Below are 19,473 nucleotides of genomic sequence, written 5' to 3'. Positions count from 1 at the left end.
TAACCAATACTTTATGATAGAATAAAGAACAAGATTGACAAGTAAGAGGAAACATCATGCAAAATCAAACACTCATGCAATACTTTGAATGGTATCTGCCCCACGACGGTCAGCACTGGACGCATCTATCTGAAGATGCTCAACACCTAGCCAATCTCGGTATCAGCCATGTCTGGATGCCACCAGCTTTTAAGGCGACCAATGAAAAAGATGTCGGCTATGGGGTCTATGACTTATTCGACCTAGGCGAGTTTAACCAAAAAGGAACTGTCCGCACCAAGTATGGTTTTAAAGAAGACTATCTTCAAGCCATTCAAGCCCTAAAAGCACAGGGAATCCAACCAATGGCCGATGTGGTGCTCAATCACAAGGCTGCGGCCGATCACATGGAAGCCTTTCAAGTTATTGAAGTAGATCCTGTAGACCGTACAGTTGAACTTGGAGAACCCTTCACCATCAATGGCTGGACTAGCTTTACCTTTGATGGTCGCCAAGATACCTACAATGACTTTCACTGGCACTGGTACCACTTCACCGGTACAGACTACGATGCCAAACGCCGCAAGTCTGGGATTTATCTGATTCAAGGAGACAACAAGGGCTGGGCCAACGAGGAATTGGTCGATAACGAAAACGGAAACTACGACTACCTCATGTATGCCGACCTAGACTTTAAACATCCTGAAGTCATCCAAAATATCTATGACTGGGCTGACTGGTTCATGGAAACGACTGGTGTAGCTGGTTTCCGCTTGGATGCCGTTAAGCACATTGACTCTTTCTTCATGCGCAATTTCATCCGAGATATGAAGGAAAAATACGGTGAGGATTTCTACGTTTTTGGTGAATTTTGGAATCCAGATAAGGAAGCCAATCTGGACTATCTTGAAAAAACGGAAGAACGCTTTGACCTTGTTGATGTTCGTCTCCACCAGAATCTATTTGAAGCCAGTCAAGCTGGCGCAAACTATGACCTTCGTGGTATTTTCACAGATAGCTTGGTTGAACTCAAACCTGACAAGGCTGTAACCTTTGTCGACAACCACGATACTCAACGTGGTCAGGCTCTTGAGTCTACTGTTGAAGAATGGTTCAAACCAGCAGCCTATGCTCTCATTCTATTACGCCAAGACGGCCTTCCATGTGTTTTTTACGGAGACTACTATGGGATTTCAGGGCAGTATGCTCAACAAGATTTCAAAGAAGTTCTTGACTGCCTCCTAGTCATCCGAAAAGATTTGGCCTATGGAGAACAAAATGACTACTTTGATGATGCTAACTGTATCGGTTGGGTACGCTCAGGTGCTGAAAATCAATCCCCAATCGCAGTATTGATTTCAAATGACCAAGAAAACAGCAAATCAATGTTTGTCGGCCAAGAATGGGCTAACCAAACCTTTGTAGACTTACTTGGCAACCACCAAGGTCAAGTTACAATCAATGAGGAAGGTTATGGACAATTCCCAGTCTCAGCAAGATCTGTAAGTGTCTGGGCAGCCAATACTATCTAATAGCTTATAATCATCAAGCCAGATCCAAGCGGATTTGGCTTTTTTGCATTCACAAAAAGACCTACCCAAGTGGATAGATCTTTACTTGATTACAATTTACCTGCTACGGCATCCAAGAGTTCTTGGATCTTAGCTTGGTTGCTTCCTCCTGCCATGGCCATGTCTGGTTTACCACCACCACGTCCATCGACGATTGGTGCCAATTCTTTGACAAGGTTTCCTGCATGAAGGTCTTTTGTCTTGCTTGCTACAAGGACATTGACTTTGTCACCGATAGCAGCAACAAGGACAAGAAGATCAGAGTAATCTTTTTGTTTCCAGTTATCTGCAAAAGTACGAAGGGCACCAGCGTCAGATACAGATACTTGGCTAGCGATATAACGGTGACCATTGACTTCCTTCACATCCTTGAAGATATCGCCCGCAGCTGCAGCTGCGGCTTTTTCTTTCAACTCAGCATTTTCTTTTTGCAATTGACGAAGTTGTTCTTGAAGTCCTTCTACCTTGTGAGGTACTTCTTTAAGTTGAGGTGCTTTCAAGGTTGCTGCGACAGCTTTAAGAGCATCTTCTTGTTCGCGGTAGGCTTCAAAGGCTTCCTTACCAGTCACTGCTAAAATACGGCGAGTTCCTGATCCGATACCTTCTTCTTTGACAATCTTGAAAAGACCAATTTCAGAAGTGTTGCCAACGTGGGTACCACCACAAAGCTCGATAGAGTAGTCACCGATAGTAACAACACGGACTTCCTTGCCGTATTTCTCACCAAAGAGGGCCATAGCTCCCATTTCCTTGGCAGTGTCAATATCCGTTTCAACTGTTTTAACTTCAAGAGCTTCCCAGATTTTCTCGTTGACTTGCTGTTCAATCGCACGCAATTCTTCAGCAGTTACAGCTTGGAAATGGGTAAAGTCAAAGCGAAGGAATTCAACTTCGTTAAGAGATCCTGCTTGTGTTGCGTGGTTTCCAAGGATATTGTGAAGAGCAGCGTGAAGCAAGTGAGTCGCAGTGTGGTTTTTCATAACACGGTGACGACGATTGGTATCAATTGTCAAGGTATATTCTTGGTTCAAGGCAAGTGGTGCAAGAACTTCAACCGTGTGAAGGGCTTGTCCATTCGGAGCTTTTTGAACATTTGTCACAATAGCCACAACCTTACCTGACTCATCCAAGATTTGACCGTGGTCAGCTACCTGTCCACCCATTTCAGCATAGAATGGCGTTTCCGCAAAGATAAGAGAGGCAGTTCCTTCTGACACAGCTTCTACTTCTGCATTGTCAGCCACGATAGCGACCAATTTAGAAGACAATTGAGATGCTTCGTAGTTAAAGCGGCTTTCCACTGTGATGTTTTGAAGGGTTTCATTTTGCATGCCCATTGAGCCACCCTTAACAGCTGAGGCACGCGCGCGTTCTTGCTGTTCTTTCATGGCTGCTTCAAAACCTTCACGATCCACAGTCATACCAGCTTCTTCAGCGATTTCTTCTGTCAATTCAACTGGGAATCCATAAGTATCATAAAGTTTGAAGACATCTGATCCAGCAATGACAGATTGACCTTTTTCTTTCAAGTCTGCTACGATGCCTTGGGCAAAGTGTTGACCTGAGTGAAGAGTACGGGCAAATGACTCTTCCTCGCTCTTAACGATTTTTTCGATAAAATCACGTTTTTCAAGCACTTCTGGGTAGTAGCTTTCCATGATTTTCCCAACAGTTGGAACCAGTTTGTAAAGGAAAGGTTCGTTGATACCCAATTTTTGACCATGCATAGAAGCACGACGAAGAAGACGACGAAGGACATAACCACGACCTTCATTTCCTGGAAGGGCACCATCACCGATGGCAAATGAAAGAGAACGGATATGGTCAGCGATGACCTTGAAGCTCATGTTGTCGCCATCTTGGTCGTAGACCTTACCAGACAATTTCTCCACTTCACGAATGATTGGCATGAAGAGGTCCGTTTCAAAGTTTGTCTTAGCCCCTTGGATAACGGCCACCAAACGCTCCAAACCAGCGCCCGTATCAATGTTCTTGTGTGGCAATTCCTTGTATTCGCTACGAGGAACAGCAGGGTCTGCATTAAATTGTGACAAAACGATGTTCCAGATTTCGATATAGCGGTCGTTTTCAATATCTTCTGCAAGCAGGCGAAGTCCGATATTTTCTGGGTCAAAGGCTTCTCCACGGTCAAAGAAGATCTCAGTATCTGGTCCAGAAGGTCCAGCACCGATTTCCCAGAAGTTGTCCTTGATTGGAATCAAGTGGCTTGGATCCACTCCCACTTCAATCCAACGGTTGTATGAATCTTTATCATCTGGATAGTAGGTCATGTAAAGTTTCTCAGCTGGGAAGTCAAACCATTCTGGGCTTGTCAAAAGCTCATAAGCCCAAGTGATGGCTTCGTCACGGAAGTAATCCCCAATAGAGAAGTTCCCCAACATTTCAAACATGGTATGGTGACGAGCAGTCTTCCCTACGTTTTCAATATCGTTGGTACGGATCGCCTTTTGGGCATTGGTAATACGTGGATTTTCTGGGATAATAGTCCCATCAAAGTATTTCTTAAGAGTTGCTACCCCAGAGTTGATCCACAAAAGTGTTGGATCATTTACAGGAACCAAGCTCACTGATGGTTCTACAGAGTGACCTTTGGTCGCCCAGAAATCAAGCCACATTTGGCGTACTTGTGCACTAGATAGTTGTTTCATATTGTCTCCTTATTTACTTGTTTAATGTGATTGGCTTTCCAGCATTTCCACATAGTCAATGGCGACACAGAGGGAAATGACTAGGTCTGCATAAGCGTCCTCCAGAACCGTTACGGTATAGGTAGAGGTCAGATGGAAGAGTTCCTTCTTAATTTCCGCAATCATCTGATTGCGATCATCCAGCAATTTGAAATTCAAATCCCAGATATTGCCCTCGATACGAAGACCTAGATTATCAAACTCATACTTATCTCGCCAGAAGGTCAACTTCTTACGAATGACGAAACTCGAGCCATTCCAAAGCTGAATCTCAAAACGAGGAAGCAAGGTCAAGATTTCTTTACTGATCTGACTGACCTGTTCACCATAGGCGTCATAGATGGTAAAAGTCTTAGGAATTTGGAAAAAAGATCCCTCCACCTGATAGGCGATTTCTCCCCTGTCATCCTTGATAGCGAAGCGTTCGCCTCCAAGACGAAACTTTTGTTTGACAAGAAATGTTTTCATCAACACCTCCAAAAAATCAAAAGACAAGCTCATATCACGAAGGGCGAAAAACCGCGGTACCACCTTCATTCAATGAACTTGTCATTCTCTTATTCTTATGCAATTGTATGATTGAGTAGCATGACTTTCTAGCTTAGATGGCTCGCAGCACCGCCATTTCTCTGGACTAAGACAAGAGAAAATCAATTCTCAACTCTCTTATTATAACGTTTTTTTAAGTCTGCGTCAACTGGAAATGATTCTAACCAATAGTAGTGAGTTAGGAGAGAAGATATTTTGAAAATTCACCTACTAGTTTTGAAATGTAAGTAGTAATATTTAATTTATTTCTAATACTTTTCCCTATTCTCATATATTGCCACTCAGAATAACCAACCTCAAGGATTTCTGGGACTTTTGTGAGTCCGTTATACACTACAATAAAATGTCCTTTATCATTCCAAAACTTGCCTAAAATTTCTGCATCTTCTTCTTTTGCTTTTAACTTGCTTTCTTGCAGATCTAAGCTTTCTGTTTGTACTGTTTTAATCTCTTCCTTGCTTCCTTGAGTTCCTAAAATATATCCCACAAAGTTTACCCAAAATAAGATAAAAAGCATAAATACGATTGTAGCATATTTCAAGAATTTCAACTCTTTCATTTTTCTATTATTCCTTTTAGTTTAATCAGTCTAAAATATTTTGTGTTCTCTAAATATTAAATAGTCTTCTAAATAGTGTCTTTCTTTATCTAAATCTAATTTCAAAGCCAATTTTTTCAATCACTTTTTGGATCTCATCTAGCGATACTAGAAACCATTCTTTAGGGACAAAGCTCTCTCCATTTGGTGATATTAATTCCACATCTAACTGCTTGTCTGCAAAATAATGATGAAGAGTCGTTTCTAATTTTCGAGCGCTGAAATTCTGAACCTCAAAACTAGCTACTAAACGGACAGGAGCATAAAGATAGGTTCCTTCTCTTTCTGCATTTGCTAACCGTTTTGAAATTTGATCCTCTGTAAAACCGATTTTATAGAGATTACTGATATTGGCAATTTGAGGATTGCTACTCAAGGATTTCACTACATAGATATATCCAGTTGTAATACGTTCGCTTGGACTAATACCAGTCATCACATCTTCTATCAATTCGGTTACCATTCGTCCATGTCGCGTTCTATCGTGCAGATTAGATACAAAAGAACGGAGTAAGGCCTTCTTGTTTTCTGTACCATTTTCATACACGAGATGAAGTTCAGCATTAGTATAGCCATTCTTGTCAGTGAAGTCTTCTCCTTTAGAAACAACATAAACCATTACTCCATTATCCACATAGAACATACCTGGTTTAATTTCTTTTTCTTTTATCACATCAGACTTTCTGACTTGACGACGACCTTCACTAATTTCATCATGAACACGAGTAAATAATCCTTGATAATCTTCAAAATTGCCCATTCGTTTGCGTGTTCGTGTTTTATCACGCGCTTGAATCGTTCGTTTATAACGTGAGATATCAAATAACGATTTTTCAGCACTATTTACTGACTCAAACAATTCATCTGATAAAATATCTGTTAAACTAGCAGGACTTGAAATAGGAGTCTCGGACTCAACAATATCTATTTTTAGTAGCCCAAATTCATCATAAGGTTCTAACTTTCGGATGCTATCAGGAGATTTTCTAATACCATTTAATCGAGAAAATAAACTGCGTTCTTTAATATTTCTAGACTTTTGTGGCTCTTGTCCATTATTTACTCTCACCCAGTCTATAATTTCTAAAAATTTCTCTACTTCATGATCTGTAACTATTTTTTTCTTAGGTTTTAAAGGAGCTATTAAATGTTCAAAATCAGAATCATTAAAAATGTCAGTTAAATTTTTGAAATCAATCATTACCATTCTCCATCTTCAACTTCATCTGAGACAATTGTAACAAAGCATAAGCCAGTCTCTGTTCGTACGTATCGTTACTTAATTTATCTGGATGACGACCATTTTCATTTAAAAACTGCTTAATTTGAGGATAAAGAATTAACAGTTCTTCTTCCGAAAACTCCATCTTCTGACCATCCATATAATCTTGTATTAGACGCAAAGTCGGAGCATCAATTTCACGTGATATAACTTCGTAAGCTCTCTGGAAAGGATTGATCTGATCAATCAAATCAATAGACAACTCATCAATATTCACAAATTTATCTGCCATTTTTAGGAAATCTGTTTGCCCTACTCCCTCTTTCCGTTCAGCTGATTGAACGACCGATTGACTAATAAACTGTTGACGAACTTCTTCAACTTCAGCCCCACTTAAGTCAGGATAGATTTGTTTAATGATGGCTGGAATCATCTGCTTATTAATGACTTCTGCATCCGTTCCTGAAGCAATCGCAGTTTGGATACGCGATTCTTGTAAGATACTAGCACGTAAGTCATTCATGTCATTTTCTATGATATCTTTTGTTCTTTGAGTAGTCGGCTCTTTTAAGCCTTTCACAAACATTTCGGCACCAGAAGATTTCTGGTCATCTCGGTCTTTGCGTTTGAACTTGAAATTTGGTGCTAAAACAGACTCCATCAATAGACTAGCTGTAATAGCCTTCATAACATTATTCACAGCAAAGAAAACTTCATCATCTTGAGCATCTGGTTGGGAAATAAGATTGGTAAATTGAGCATGCGATTTATTGGAACTATCTCGTGTTACTCGACCTATAATCTGAACAATTTCTGTTAGCGACTGACGATAGCCAATCGTTAAAGCATACTCAGCATAAGGCCAGTCAAAACCTTCTTTAGCCATACCAAGTGCGATAATGATATCGAGATCATCTAAACTGGTCATCTTGTTTAGATAATCCTGTACTTTTTCACGCCCTTCTTCTGTAACAAGGTCAGCAACCTTCAATACACGACCTGTTTCCTCAGTAACTAACCATAATCCAGTCTTAGGATCTGGAACAGCTTGCCCCAGTTCGTCTAAAATTCGGTCAACTTCATCATACTTATCCTTAGTTGACTCACCCGAGTTTACATTGGGAATATGAATGATGGTTTTCTTGCTTGTGTCCAATACTTCGTGCAAAACATCCGTGTAACGACCACGATAAAAGTTATAACCCATGGCAAAACTTTTCAGATATTGGTATCCCTCCAACTGTTCATAATAAGTATAGGATACCTTATCAAATTTTTGCTCATCTTCAGGTGCCAAAATAGGGACAGAATCTCCACGGAAATAAGACCCTGTCATAGCCACTACATGAGCTGTTGAATTGGCTAATATGTTTCTCAAGGCATTCCCTAAAACTGAATTATCATCTTGAGATACATGATGAAATTCATCGATAGCTAAAAGAACATTGTTAAAATCACTATCAGCCAGCTGTTCAAAGGCAAAACGCAAGGTGGCATGCGTACAGATTAAAACTCTATCATCAGGTGACTCTGAATGCATAAAGTCTACAAACTGTTTTACCTTACTTTTACTGGTTCCTTGTTCAGTCAAATTATTTTTGGAAAGAACTTCCCAATCCCAGTAAAAACCATAATCTGTCAATTTTGTTGAACGAAACGATTTTCCGATAGATCTTTCTGGAACAGCTATGATAGCTTTTTTCAGACCTTGAGCATGTAGTTTATCAAGAGCAATAAACATCAGAGCTCTCGACTTACCAGAGGCAGGAGGCGCCTTAATCAGTAAGTGTTGAGAAGATCTCTTAGCATATACCCGCTCCTGCATTTCACGCATTCCAAGTGCATTATTTGATTGACTAGCACCTGTACCATTATAATTAATTTCAAATATATTTGAGGTCATTTCGCTTCCTTTTCTGTCATTTCTTTATACAGGTTCAATAAGACACTGAGCCTTTCTTCATCTGATTCAAAAGGCTTTTGCTGGTAGGCACGTTCTACGATACCATCAATTTTTTCATGTGCTTGACGAAGACGTTCGTTCATCGGTTTATTGGCTCCACCGTACAATTCAGCCAAGGTCCCACCTTCTTCTTCTCGAACATCTAACATTTCAAAAACAGCTTCTTCAAGCATATTTTTCCGAGTATCCGAAAGTTCTGGAATTGGGAATGTATTATAGACCAGTCCAGCTGAATAACGCAAACGTGTCTCTAATTTACCACCTACTTCACGTAACCAGATATTATGCATACGCGACCCAATTATCCCTATAAGCCAGATTGGAGCATTGTAAACAATGCTTACAGCATAAGTGGCAATTGTACCTTTCTCCATGTAAGCGACTGGTATATAATCTCTACTTTCAGAAGATACTACAGGCATAACAATTGCATCTTCTTCACGATATTTATCTTGACCAAAACGCCACGGTTTATTAGCTACTGAATTTGAACTCTTACCTTTTGTATTCTCACGAAAATATTTCACTTTTTCAATACGACTCTTTATTTCAGGTATTTTTATAGCAAAATCTACTTCTTCATCATTAATCCAAATAGCAAATGAATACGTTCCATTCATGATATCAGTAGCATTAATTAGTTTTTTAAATAATTTCTCCGATTCTGGATATTTAGAAACAAACTTATTCTTTTCTTCAATAGTCAAAATAAGATTATCTTCACCAAATTCAGCACTTCCTTTTGTTATATTCTTTGGTAAACGACTTAATGGCTCTCTTCTTTTGTTTACTATAAAATTTGGCCCTTCTTTTAAATAGACATTTATATTATCTACTGCCTTTACTTCATCAAGTTTAAATAATTTTTTCTTTTCATTATTTATTCTTGAAATACCAACAATTGCAACAGTAACTCCAGCTTTATTTTTAGCACTATTTGACCAAGAAAACGATGGGTAAGCAAAACTAATTTCAAGACTATTTAAAATATTATTCAAGAAAAATGAGGCTTGTTCACCTTGAAAAATAGAATTTGTAGACACAAAGGCTAAATTAGTCAAATTATTTCTTCCTAATATGAATCTACTTCCTTTAACAAACCATCCTAAAATATAATCAATTTTTTTAGCACTAATTGGGAAAATAGCATTCTTTAAATCTTCTTTTTGAACCTTCGTTTGAGGATTTCTTCCCCCAGCCCCTATATACGGCGGATTCCCAAATATATAAACTTCGTCATCTTCCTTAGCATTCAACACAGTTTCCCAGTCAATTCTTAGAGCATTCCCACAGACGATATTTCCAGCTTCTCTTAAAGGTAATAGTCTTGGATGGACATCAGCAAGAGCTTCTTCCATTTCCACATTCATCTGGTGTTCTGCTATATACAAGGATAGCCTTGCTACTTCATGAGCGAAATCATCCAATTCAATTCCTGAAAACTGGGATAGAGAAATCTTAGATGCATCAGCAATCAATTCTCCTTGATAAACAGCTTTTTCATTCAAGGAGTCACGAATTTCACGCTGTTTGACTAAGATATTAATTTCTAAACGACGAAGTTCTTTATAGGTAATGATGAGGAAATTTCCAGAACCACAAGCAGGATCTAAAAACTTGATAGAGGCCATACGAGTGAGCAACTCTTCTAACTTAGGTAAGATTTGTCGTAATTCCTTGCGACGATGTTCCTCACTAAAGTCACCACCTCCTATATAGTAATCAGCTCGTTCTTCTAATTCCGTAAATGTTGCTCGTAGATTATCTAAAAATAGTGGTTTGATGACCTTCATAATATTAGGCACGCTAGTATAGTGCATACCCGATGTTGATCTTGCTTCTGCATTTGCCACGGTTTGAATCATTGATCCCAAAATATCTGGATTGATTTCATTCCAGTTTAGCAATTCTCCTGCTTCAATGAGTAATTGACGAGTTCTTTTATTGAAAATAAGGTCATGATGTGGCTCTGAAAAAAGCTTACCATTTACATAAGGAAAATCTGATAACCATGACTCCAAATTCTGACGACTACATTCAGGCATATCTAAAACAGTAAATAGTTTTCTAACACACTCATTCAAGTCAGAACCATCTTCGGATGTCCTCATCTTAATAACATTTGTGAAAGCTCCCTTGGAGATAATATTTGTATCTTCTGCAAATAGTAGAAAAAGAACACGAATCAAAAATAGATTAAATGATTTACCATCAGTTTCAGTGATTGCTAGTTCAGGATTGATAGAAATTAGTTCATCATAAAGTTTGGTGAAACGCTCTGCCGCTTTTACATCAGCAGGATTTTCCTTATCATAATCAATCTTTTCAATACCATTCCAAGGTAAGAAGAAATCACAATGGGCTGGTAAATCATTAAAAGAAATTGCTAGAGTTAGCCCTGTCTGTGTATCCTTTGCATATAATTCTTGAAAATCTGTTGTAATAATAAATCGAGATTTACGAACCTGATCCTCCAACTCTTTATCAATCTCAGTCAGAGTAAGTAATGGCTGATTTTCAACTTTACGAAAATACAATTTGTTTTTTATTATAAAATCATCAGATGCTACTTTACTTGCTCTTGTTATGGTCGTTTTAGTAATGTCAAACAATGAAACAAATTCAATGATAAATGTCGATTTATTAAGATTCTCTACTAAAACCTTGGTTCTATCCTCAATCTCGGTAATATTTAATAACTTTTTAGCCATTAGATACCTCCAAGAAACGCAAAAAGCCTACTGGATTTTCAGTAGGTTTCAATCTATATTTTTTACATTTTTTTATCAGGTTATATATATATATATATATATGCATTTGCGTAGTCTGACTCATTTTGAACTCCTTTGGAATTAAATTTTCAGAGATGCTATAAACAATTCTAATAACTCTCAACCTAAAACTATTATACCATGATTTCTATTTTTTCTAAAAAACGAACCAGCTTGACTGATTCGTTTCGTGACCGCTAACTGCTACTTCCGATACATTTTAAACTGTAGGAAGAGGTCGCTATATTTTCCTGTCCATTTATGGTCAAATTTCTCATAAACTTCTAGGTGTTTCATGGTTTCAGCATCAGGATAGAAGGCCTTGTCTTCTTTTTTCTCCTCTGGGAGCAATTCCTTAGCTGGTAGGTTTGGAGTTGAATAGCCGACATACTCTGCGTTTTTTAGAGCATTTTCAGGTTTCAACATAAAGTTGATAAAGGCATAGGCCGCATCTTGGTTTTTGACTGTTTTGGGAATGACCATATTGTCAAACCAAAGGTTGCTGGCCTCGGTCGGAACCACATAGCGTAGATTTTCATTTTTTTCTAGCATTTGGCTGGCTTCACCAGAGAAGGTCACGCCGATTGCAGCGTTGTTCTGAATCATGTAGCCCTTCATCTCGTCTGCAACGATAGCCTTGATATTTGGAGTGAGCTTGTAAAGCTTATCCACTGTTTCTTCTAACTGCTGGGTATCCTTGGAGTTGAGGCTGTAGCCGAGGGAATTGAGTCCGAGTCCCAGTACCTCACGCGCCCCATCAAAGAGCATGATAGAGTTTTTATACTCTGGCTTCCAAAGGTCGTCCCAATGCTCAGGCGCTTCATCTACCATGGTTTCATTGTAGACAATTCCCAGGGTTCCCCAGAAGTAAGGAATGGAGAATTTATTTCCTTTGTCAAAGGACTGGTTGAGAAACTCTAGTCCGATATTTTCAAGACCTTCAAGTTTTGAATAATCAAGCGGTACCAAGAGGTCTTCGTCCTTCATCTTGTTAATCATGTATTCACTAGGGATAGCAATATCATAAGTCGTTCCACCCTGCTTGATCTTAGTGTACATGGCTTCGTTGGAGTCAAAGGTCTCATACTGTACTTGGATTCCAGTTTCTTCTGTGAACTGAGTCAAGAGTTCAGGATCGATATAGTCTCCCCAGTTGTAGATAACCAGTTTTTGACTATCTCGGCTATTGATTTTACTATCTAAATGCGTCGCAATTCCCCACAAGACCAGGATAATGGCTACAATTCCTGCTAAAAATGAATAGAGTTTTTTCATGCTTGCTCCTCCTTCTCACGTGAGATAAAGTAATAACCAACAACCAGAATAATACTAAAGAGAAAGACTAGGGCAGACAGAGCATTGATTTCTAGAGAAATCCCCTTACGAGCACGAGAGTAAATCTCGACTGACAGGGTTGAAAAGCCATTTCCCGTTACAAAGAAGGTCACGGCAAAGTCATCTAGCGAATAGGTGAAGGCCATGAAATAACCCGCAATGATAGACGGAGTCAGGTAAGGAAGCATGATTTCCTTGAACATCTGAAATTGACTGGCTCCCAAGTCATAGGCCGCATGAATCATATCTCCGTTCATTTCCTTAAGACGTGGCAAGACCATCAAGAGCACGATAGGAATGGAGAAGGCCACGTGACTAGATAGAACGGTCAAAAAGCCAAGTGAAAACTTGAGTTGGGTAAAAAGAATCAAGAAGCTGGCACCAATCATAACATCAGGCGCAACCATGAGGATATTATTGAGAGATAGAAAGGCTTCTTGGTATTTCTTACGAGACTGATAGATATAGATAGCTCCAAAAGTCCCGATAATAGTCGCTATCAAGGCTGATAAAAAGGCCAAGAAAAAGGTCTGAGTCACAATCAACATGAGACGACCATCGCCAAACATGGTTTTAAAATGGTTCAAGCTAAAACCTGTAAAGCTGTTCATGTCGTTGCCTGCATTAAAGGCATAACCAATCAGGTAAAAGATAGGCAGATAGAGGACAAGAAAGACCAGTCCCAGATAAAGATTGGCAAATTTTTTCATCGTTCTCTCCTTTCCTTGGTCACCCACATGGTGATGAACATGGTCAGGATGAGAATAACACCGATGGTTGAACCCATACCGTAGTTGTCATTGGTTAGGAAATTCTGCTCAATGGCTGTCCCCAAGGTGATAACGCGGTTCCCACCAATCAAACGGGTCAGCATGAAGAGACTCAAGCTGGGGATAAAGACCGACTGAACTCCACTTCGCACACCATTCATAGACAGAGGGAAGATGACATGTCGGAATGTCTCCCACTTGGTCGCACCGAGGTCATAGCTGGCATTGATGAGATTGTTATCCATATCGTCCAAGACATTGAAAATGGGCAAAATCATAAAGGGAAGCTCGATGTAGCTTGCGACAAAGATAAAGGAGAAATCGGTAAAGAGCAACTGTTGCGAACCGATTCCGATAAATTCAAGGAATTGGTTAATAGAGCCATTCTGACCAAAAATCCCGATAAAGGCATAGGCTTTAAGGAGCAAATTAATCCAAGTTGGCAAAATAATCAGCATGAGCCAGAGTTGACGGTGCTTGAGACGAGTCAAAAAGAGGGCTGTTGGATAGCTGATAAGCAGAGTCACAAAGGTCACAATCCCTGCATAAAGCACTGAGTTGAAACTCATTTTTAGGTAGGTCAAGTTTTGTGACGCAAAGTAAGATTTATAATTTTCTAAACTAAACTGGCCTTCGATATTGAAAAAGGATTGACCGAAAATCAAGACCAAGGGTGCTAGGACAAAGAGGGCAATCCAGAGCATGTAGGGCACTACAAAGAGTTTAGAGCTTGTTTTCTTCATCTCTTTCCTCCTCGATTGCATTGATTAGACCTGCTTCTTGCTCTTCGATTTCCACGTACTCCTCGATACGAGCATCGAACTCTTCTTCGGTTTCGTTGAGACGCATGATGTGGATGTCTTCTGGTTCAAAGTCCAGACCGATTTCCTCACCAACGATGGCCTTACGGGTTGAGTGGATCATCCATTCATTTCCAAGTTCGTCATAGGCGATAATTTCATAGTGAACCCCACGGAAGAGCTGGGTATCGACCTTAACTTGGAGCTTGCCTTCTTCAGGAAGGGTAATACGCAAGTCCTCTGGACGAATCACAACCTCGACAGGCTCATTTGGCTTCATCCCCCCATCGACCGCTTCGAAGCGTTTGCCGTTAAACTCAACCAAGTAGTCCTCAATCATGGTTCCTGGCAAGATATTTGACTCACCGATAAAGGTGGCAACAAAGTGATTAATCGGCTCGTCGTAGATGTCTACAGGCGTTCCAGACTGGACAATCTCGCCATCATTCATAACGAAAATCCAGTCACTCATGGCAAGTGCTTCTTCCTGATCGTGGGTAACAAAGACAAAGGTAATGCCCAATCGTTGTTGCAGTTCACGCAGTTCGTACTGCATGTCTGTTCGCAATTTCAAGTCCAACGCTGACAAAGGCTCATCCAACAAGACCACACGGGGTTGATTGATGATGGCACGGGCAATAGCCACACGCTGACGTTGTCCTCCAGAGAGTTTACGAATGGAACGTTTTTCATAACCTTCCAACTGAACCATCTTGAGAACTTCCGCTACACGTTTTTCGATTTCTTTCTTGTCAATCTTACGCAAGCGAAGTGGAAAGGCAACATTTTCAAACACATTCATGTGTGGAAACAAGGCATAGGATTGGAAGACCGTATGGACGTCTCGCTTGTTGGTTGGGATGTCGTTGATACGAACACCGTCCAGCAAAATATCTCCTGTCGTCGCATCCAGTAAACCTGCAATGATGTTAAGGATAGTTGATTTCCCTGAACCAGATGCGCCTAGAAGAGTATAGAACTTCCCTTCTTCCAACTCAAAGTTGATATTTTTGAGAACCTTGGTGTTGCTGTCTTCAAAAACTTTAGAGACGTTTTTGAATTCAATAATTGGTTTTTTCAATTGTCATTTATTCCTTCTTTTTCATAGATTAACAGATCAGGGCTCTGTCAGGCCGCTACTACCTCGTGTAGGAGATTGAACTGCCTACATTCTTCTGCACTAACGATAGGCTTTCACCCCCTTTCCATGACATAGCAGCAGCTTTTCAAATACAGCTTCCTACTTGCTTTCACCTAAAATACGGACCTCTCTCTCAAGAGTAACGCCAGAGTGTTCCTTTACTTTTTCGATCACAGACTCAATCAAGTCCTCGTAGTCTTTAGCCGTTCCGTCAGCAACATTAATCATAAAACCTGCGTGTTTTTCAGACACTTCAACACCACCGATACGATAGCCTTTTAAGCCAGCTTCTGAAATTAATTGACCTGCAAAATGACCTACTGGACGCTTAAAGACCGAACCACAAGATGGATATTCTAAAGGTTGCTTGAGTTCACGTAGGTGCGTCAAACGGTCCATTTCTTGCTTGATAACCTGATGGCTTCCTGGAGCAAGGGCAAATTTAGCTGACAAGACAACTGCACCAGACTCCTGAATGGCTGAATGGCGGTAACCGAAAGCCAAGCCCTGGGCAGACAGGGTCTCGATTTCTCCATCCTTGGTCAAGACCTTACAAGACTGCAAGATGTGGGCAATCTCGCCACCATAGGCACCCGCATTCATAAAGACAGCACCACCAACGCTTCCTGGAATGCCACAAGCAAACTCAAAGCCAGTCAAACTATGACGAAGCGCAATGCGAGTTGTTTCAATCAAGTTGGCACCAGCTTCTGCTTCGATGGTATAGCCATCAACAGAAACGTTATTGAGCTTGTCACACAAGATGACAAATCCACGAATCCCACCGTCACGAACGATAATGTTGCTGGCATTTCCAAGAACCATCCAAGGAATATTTTCTTGATTGGCAAATTTGACAACGCGAGCCAACTCAAAACGATTTCGTGGAAAGACCAAATAATCGGCCTCTCCACCTACTTTTGTATAACTATAGCTATGCAAGGGTTCTTTAAAACGGATATCAATTCCTTCTAAGATTTCAAGCATTTTTTCTCTTACAGACATGTCACTCTTCCTTTTACAAAATTCATTCCATTATACCATTTTTAGAGACATTTGACGACCCTAAAAAAATCTTGGACTTATTTTAAACAAAAAAGAGGTTACCCCCTTTTTCTTATGATTTTTTACAAAAGATTGCCTTGGTTCCATAGGCGACCAGAATGAGCTCAAGTGCTAGGACAACTTCAACCAAGACTGGACTTGTAATCCATCCTACTTGAGCTAGAGATGGTACTAGGTCAAAAAAGGCATGTAGGCCATAGGCTGCTAGGAGATAAATCCATTTCTTCTGGCGAACAGCTTGGTAAACCCAAACAGTCAAGAGTAATTGGAAACCTAGGGCCAAGATTCTCTCAAAACCAAGCAAATAAATCTGCCAGACTGATAGCGACTGGATAGTTTTCAACATATTTTCAGACAGTAATTGCATGACCTGTGGATCCTGCGTTTGAACTGCTGAGAGAACGAAGTAGAGATTAAGCAAACTAGTAAGACCTAGGAAAATCAACTCCAAGCCACCATGACCTAACCCATAAGCCAAGGCATCTGCCTTTTCCAAACTTCTCTTTTTCTCCAACCATTTGAAGAAAACAAGACGAGCTGTTTCCTCAAAAAATGCTGCCATGGCTAGGCCATAGAGGATATAGAAAAGCGGATAGTCTTGCAAGAGGGCAATACTGCCGTCTTTTTGAGGATGCAAAACCAAGATATGCACCAGTTTTTCCAAAATCTGTGAAGAGACAAAGAAGGCAACAGCCCCCAAGCCCAAGACAGCTAGATTAATCTGGTATTTCTTTTTGGCATACCAAATACTTCCTATCAAGAAAGCCAGCAACAGCACCATGGCAATGATAATATGAATAGTCATTTTCTTCTCCTATTCCGCCTTTTCAATGTCTTTTTTCATCTCGTCAACATTGAACTTAGCAAACAAGTATTGGCGGTCTTGGACTGGAAAACGTTGGTCCAACTGGTCAACAGCGCCTACCTCGATAATCCCTTCCTTGATGACAAAGTCCATGACATGACCACCGAAGGTCAAATCATCTGAAATGAAGTGCAGATGATAGCCTGCCACACTGACCCCATGGAAAATCTCAGGCGTCCAGAAACCAACGATGGTTCCCGCCACATTGTCACGACTATATTCCGGTTGATGGGTTGCGACATCAGCAAACTTGGTATCTGGTGTCGACTTGGGAATCATGCGCACATGCATATGTGAAAATTCCCCCCGAATCTTGATAGAGCGGAAAAGATTTTCTCCATCATAATAAGACTCAATTCGCTCTTCCAATTCCTTGTCCGTCATCTCAAAGCGCTGGCGAAAAATAACCTCTGCCTGGTGCGGTACTACTGCTGCATAAGGAATAAGGGCATCTGGAGACACTTCTACAATTTCCGGTTGCTCTCCTGAGCCTTTGGCCTGATAGGCCTTGCCATCCAATACAATCAATTCCCCATCAATGGAATCCAAGGTTCCCAAACCAAGGTCACCATGCTCTAGTAATTCTCCTACTGTCATAGTACCACCATAAAGGCCTGCCATCAAGGCTCCGAGGGTATTGTATTGAAATAATTTCACTGGTTCCTGCACGTTCTTATCCATTCTCTTTCTTGTCTGTTATTCTATAAATCTTACTCCTAAGTATACCACATTTGCCCCTAGATGTGAACGAGAGAAACACCCTAGACATTGCCAAGAAGGAAAAAAAAGGGTACAATGTAACAAAATCAAGGGAGGTCTGGAATGAAGAAACAAAGCAAGTACCAAGAGGTCGTTTCCTATCTGAAAAATGCTATCGAGTCTGGACGCTTTCCGACGGGTAGTCGCCTGCCTTCTATCCGTCAGCTGAGCCTTGACTTCCACTGTAGCAAGGACACTATTCAACGCGCCCTGCTGGAATTACGGCACGAACAATACCTCTATGCCAAGCCCCAGAGTGGCTACTATGTCTTAGAACAAGGGCAACACCAAGACCTAGAAATCGAGGTTACAGACGAACATGCCAGCGCCTATGACGATTTCCGACTCTGTGTCAATGAAACCTTGATTGGACGGGAAAACTACCTCTTCAACTACTATGACAACCAAGAAGGATTAGAAGACCTAAGACGGTCCATTCACAAATTACTCTTTGACCAAGCTCTCTACTGCAAGGCTGACCAACTAGTACTGACTTCTGGGACCCAACAAGCCCTGTTTATCCTCTCTCAAATTTCCTTTCCTAGCCAGGCTAAGGAAATCTTGGTGGAACAGCCGACCTACCATCGGATGAATCGCCTCTTGATTGCTCAAGATCTAGACTATCAAACGATTGAACGAGGCATTGATGGGATTGACTTGGAGGAACTGGAAGTCCACTTCAAAACAGGAAAAATTAAGTTTTTCTACACTATTCCTCGTTTTCACTATCCCCTAGGCCATTCCTATTCTGAACAGGACAAACGAGCCATTCTTGACTTAGCTGCCAAGTACGGTGTTTATATCGTAGAGGACGACTATCTAGGTGACTTGGACTCCAAGAAGGGCCAGACCTTTCACTATCTGGATACAGAGGAGCGCGTTATTTATATCAAGTCCTTCTCAACAAGCCTCTTTCCAGCCCTGCGGATTACGGCACTCATTCTGCCAAATGCTATCAAAGAAGCCTTTGTGGCCTACAAAAATATCCTAGACTACGACAGCAACCTCATCATGCAAAAGGCCCTGTCACTCTATATTGACAGTCAATTATTTGAGAAAAATCGTCTAGCTCGCTTGTCCAATCAGGAAATTTACCAAAAACAAATCAAGGAAAGTTTAACCAAAACACCTTGTCCCCTTCCACATTTTCCCCTACATGATGGTTTATTGCTAGACCTGAGACATTATCCTAAAATTGCTAGTCTCAAACATAGCCAACTGAGCTTGGACTTCTTTGAAGAGGCTTACTTGGGTGCCTGCCCTTATCAATTTGCCAAGGTGTCCTTAGACAATCTGGAAAATGTTTTAAACTATTTAAAAGCAGAATTGGAATGACTTCCAACTCTGCTTTTTTCTTATACTCTTCGAAAATCAAAT

15 protein-coding genes are annotated in these 19,473 nt (G+C 40.5%); 2 read left to right on the top strand and 13 right to left on the bottom strand.

What is annotated here, in order from left to right; translation table 11 throughout:
* The first annotated feature begins 56 nt into the window (after positions 1-56).
* Positions 57-1,511: an alpha-amylase gene (locus HMPREF0851_RS04755; protein WP_001181032.1), complete on the top strand. Its 1,455-nt coding sequence runs from the start codon at positions 57-59 to the stop codon at positions 1,509-1,511.
* A gap of 89 nt (positions 1,512-1,600) precedes the next feature.
* Here HMPREF0851_RS04755 and alaS read toward each other — a convergent pair whose 3' ends face one another.
* The 13 genes from alaS to budA form a co-directional block, all read right to left on the bottom strand.
* Positions 1,601-4,219, bottom strand: coding sequence for an alanine--tRNA ligase (alaS, locus tag HMPREF0851_RS04750; RefSeq protein ID WP_000811779.1), 2,619 nt, complete (start codon positions 4,217-4,219; stop codon positions 1,601-1,603).
* 21 nt (positions 4,220-4,240) lie between these two features.
* Positions 4,241-4,726 (bottom strand): LURP-one-related/scramblase family protein, encoded by a 486-nt coding sequence (locus HMPREF0851_RS04745; RefSeq protein ID WP_000847072.1) that lies wholly within the window; start codon positions 4,724-4,726, stop codon positions 4,241-4,243.
* Positions 4,727-4,985: 259 nt separating this feature from the next.
* Positions 4,986-5,366 carry a hypothetical protein gene (locus HMPREF0851_RS0103570; RefSeq protein WP_000661257.1) on the bottom strand — a complete coding sequence of 127 codons (381 nt, stop codon included), beginning with the start codon at positions 5,364-5,366 and terminating at the stop codon, positions 4,986-4,988.
* 85 nt (positions 5,367-5,451) lie between these two features.
* The gene (locus tag HMPREF0851_RS04740) at positions 5,452-6,606 is read right to left on the bottom strand and encodes a GIY-YIG nuclease family protein (RefSeq protein WP_000564864.1); all 1,155 of its coding nucleotides are present in this window, start codon (positions 6,604-6,606) and stop codon (positions 5,452-5,454) included.
* On the bottom strand, positions 6,599-8,530 hold the full coding sequence (locus tag HMPREF0851_RS04735; RefSeq protein WP_000203248.1) for a DEAD/DEAH box helicase: 1,932 nt from the start codon (positions 8,528-8,530) through the stop codon (positions 6,599-6,601). Before HMPREF0851_RS04735 ends, HMPREF0851_RS04740 begins: the two co-directional genes overlap by 8 nt.
* Entirely contained in the window at positions 8,527-11,301 is a 2,775-nt protein-coding gene (locus tag HMPREF0851_RS04730; RefSeq protein WP_001085252.1) for a class I SAM-dependent DNA methyltransferase, read from the bottom strand. Before HMPREF0851_RS04730 ends, HMPREF0851_RS04735 begins: the two co-directional genes overlap by 4 nt.
* Positions 11,302-11,565: 264 nt before the next feature.
* A complete protein-coding gene (locus tag HMPREF0851_RS04725; RefSeq protein ID WP_000737963.1) occupies positions 11,566-12,636 on the bottom strand; it encodes an ABC transporter substrate-binding protein in 1,071 nt (356 codons plus the stop codon).
* Positions 12,633-13,406: an ABC transporter permease gene (locus tag HMPREF0851_RS04720; RefSeq protein ID WP_000712737.1), complete on the bottom strand. Its 774-nt coding sequence runs from the start codon at positions 13,404-13,406 to the stop codon at positions 12,633-12,635. Before HMPREF0851_RS04720 ends, HMPREF0851_RS04725 begins: the two co-directional genes overlap by 4 nt.
* Complete coding sequence (locus HMPREF0851_RS04715) at positions 13,403-14,209, bottom strand: ABC transporter permease (RefSeq protein WP_000753801.1); 807 nt, start codon at positions 14,207-14,209, stop codon at positions 13,403-13,405. The genes HMPREF0851_RS04720 and HMPREF0851_RS04715 overlap by 4 nt, the downstream gene beginning before the upstream one ends.
* The gene (locus tag HMPREF0851_RS04710) at positions 14,190-15,347 is read right to left on the bottom strand and encodes an ABC transporter ATP-binding protein (RefSeq protein ID WP_000742925.1); all 1,158 of its coding nucleotides are present in this window, start codon (positions 15,345-15,347) and stop codon (positions 14,190-14,192) included. Before HMPREF0851_RS04710 ends, HMPREF0851_RS04715 begins: the two co-directional genes overlap by 20 nt.
* Positions 15,348-15,506: 159 nt before the next feature.
* On the bottom strand, positions 15,507-16,412 hold the full coding sequence (murB, locus tag HMPREF0851_RS04705; RefSeq protein WP_000116182.1) for a UDP-N-acetylmuramate dehydrogenase: 906 nt from the start codon (positions 16,410-16,412) through the stop codon (positions 15,507-15,509).
* Positions 16,413-16,524: 112 nt separating this feature from the next.
* On the bottom strand, positions 16,525-17,277 hold the full coding sequence (locus tag HMPREF0851_RS04700; protein WP_000152208.1) for a YhfC family intramembrane metalloprotease: 753 nt from the start codon (positions 17,275-17,277) through the stop codon (positions 16,525-16,527).
* Positions 17,278-17,286: 9 nt separating this feature from the next.
* Positions 17,287-18,018, bottom strand: coding sequence for an acetolactate decarboxylase (gene budA, locus HMPREF0851_RS04695; RefSeq protein ID WP_000360311.1), 732 nt, complete (start codon positions 18,016-18,018; stop codon positions 17,287-17,289).
* 141 nt (positions 18,019-18,159) lie between these two features.
* On the opposite strand from budA, the gene HMPREF0851_RS04690 reads away from it, so the two are divergent.
* On the top strand, positions 18,160-19,431 hold the full coding sequence (locus HMPREF0851_RS04690) for a PLP-dependent aminotransferase family protein (RefSeq protein ID WP_000744845.1): 1,272 nt from the start codon (positions 18,160-18,162) through the stop codon (positions 19,429-19,431).
* The last annotated feature ends 42 nt before the right edge of the window (positions 19,432-19,473 follow it).

The sequence above is a fragment of the Streptococcus sp. M334 genome, from assembly GCF_000187745.1.
Classification (GTDB): Bacteria; Bacillota; Bacilli; order Lactobacillales; family Streptococcaceae; genus Streptococcus.
This window is presented reverse-complemented; position numbering and strand designations above follow the sequence as displayed.

Coding starts and splice junctions, on each gene's coding strand:
- HMPREF0851_RS04755 (WP_001181032.1), top strand. CDS start 57: ATGCAAAATCAAACACTCATGCAATACTTTGAATGGTATCTGCCCCAC.
- alaS (WP_000811779.1), bottom strand. CDS start 4,219: ATGAAACAACTATCTAGTGCACAAGTACGCCAAATGTGGCTTGATTTC.
- HMPREF0851_RS04745 (WP_000847072.1), bottom strand. CDS start 4,726: ATGAAAACATTTCTTGTCAAACAAAAGTTTCGTCTTGGAGGCGAACGC.
- HMPREF0851_RS0103570 (WP_000661257.1), bottom strand. CDS start 5,366: ATGAAAGAGTTGAAATTCTTGAAATATGCTACAATCGTATTTATGCTT.
- HMPREF0851_RS04740 (WP_000564864.1), bottom strand. CDS start 6,606: ATGATTGATTTCAAAAATTTAACTGACATTTTTAATGATTCTGATTTT.
- HMPREF0851_RS04735 (WP_000203248.1), bottom strand. CDS start 8,530: ATGACCTCAAATATATTTGAAATTAATTATAATGGTACAGGTGCTAGT.
- HMPREF0851_RS04730 (WP_001085252.1), bottom strand. CDS start 11,301: ATGGCTAAAAAGTTATTAAATATTACCGAGATTGAGGATAGAACCAAG.
- HMPREF0851_RS04725 (WP_000737963.1), bottom strand. CDS start 12,636: ATGAAAAAACTCTATTCATTTTTAGCAGGAATTGTAGCCATTATCCTG.
- HMPREF0851_RS04720 (WP_000712737.1), bottom strand. CDS start 13,406: ATGAAAAAATTTGCCAATCTTTATCTGGGACTGGTCTTTCTTGTCCTC.
- HMPREF0851_RS04715 (WP_000753801.1), bottom strand. CDS start 14,209: ATGAAGAAAACAAGCTCTAAACTCTTTGTAGTGCCCTACATGCTCTGG.
- murB (WP_000116182.1), bottom strand. CDS start 16,412: ATGTCTGTAAGAGAAAAAATGCTTGAAATCTTAGAAGGAATTGATATC.
- HMPREF0851_RS04700 (WP_000152208.1), bottom strand. CDS start 17,277: ATGACTATTCATATTATCATTGCCATGGTGCTGTTGCTGGCTTTCTTG.
- budA (WP_000360311.1), bottom strand. CDS start 18,018: ATGGATAAGAACGTGCAGGAACCAGTGAAATTATTTCAATACAATACC.
- HMPREF0851_RS04690 (WP_000744845.1), top strand. CDS start 18,160: ATGAAGAAACAAAGCAAGTACCAAGAGGTCGTTTCCTATCTGAAAAAT.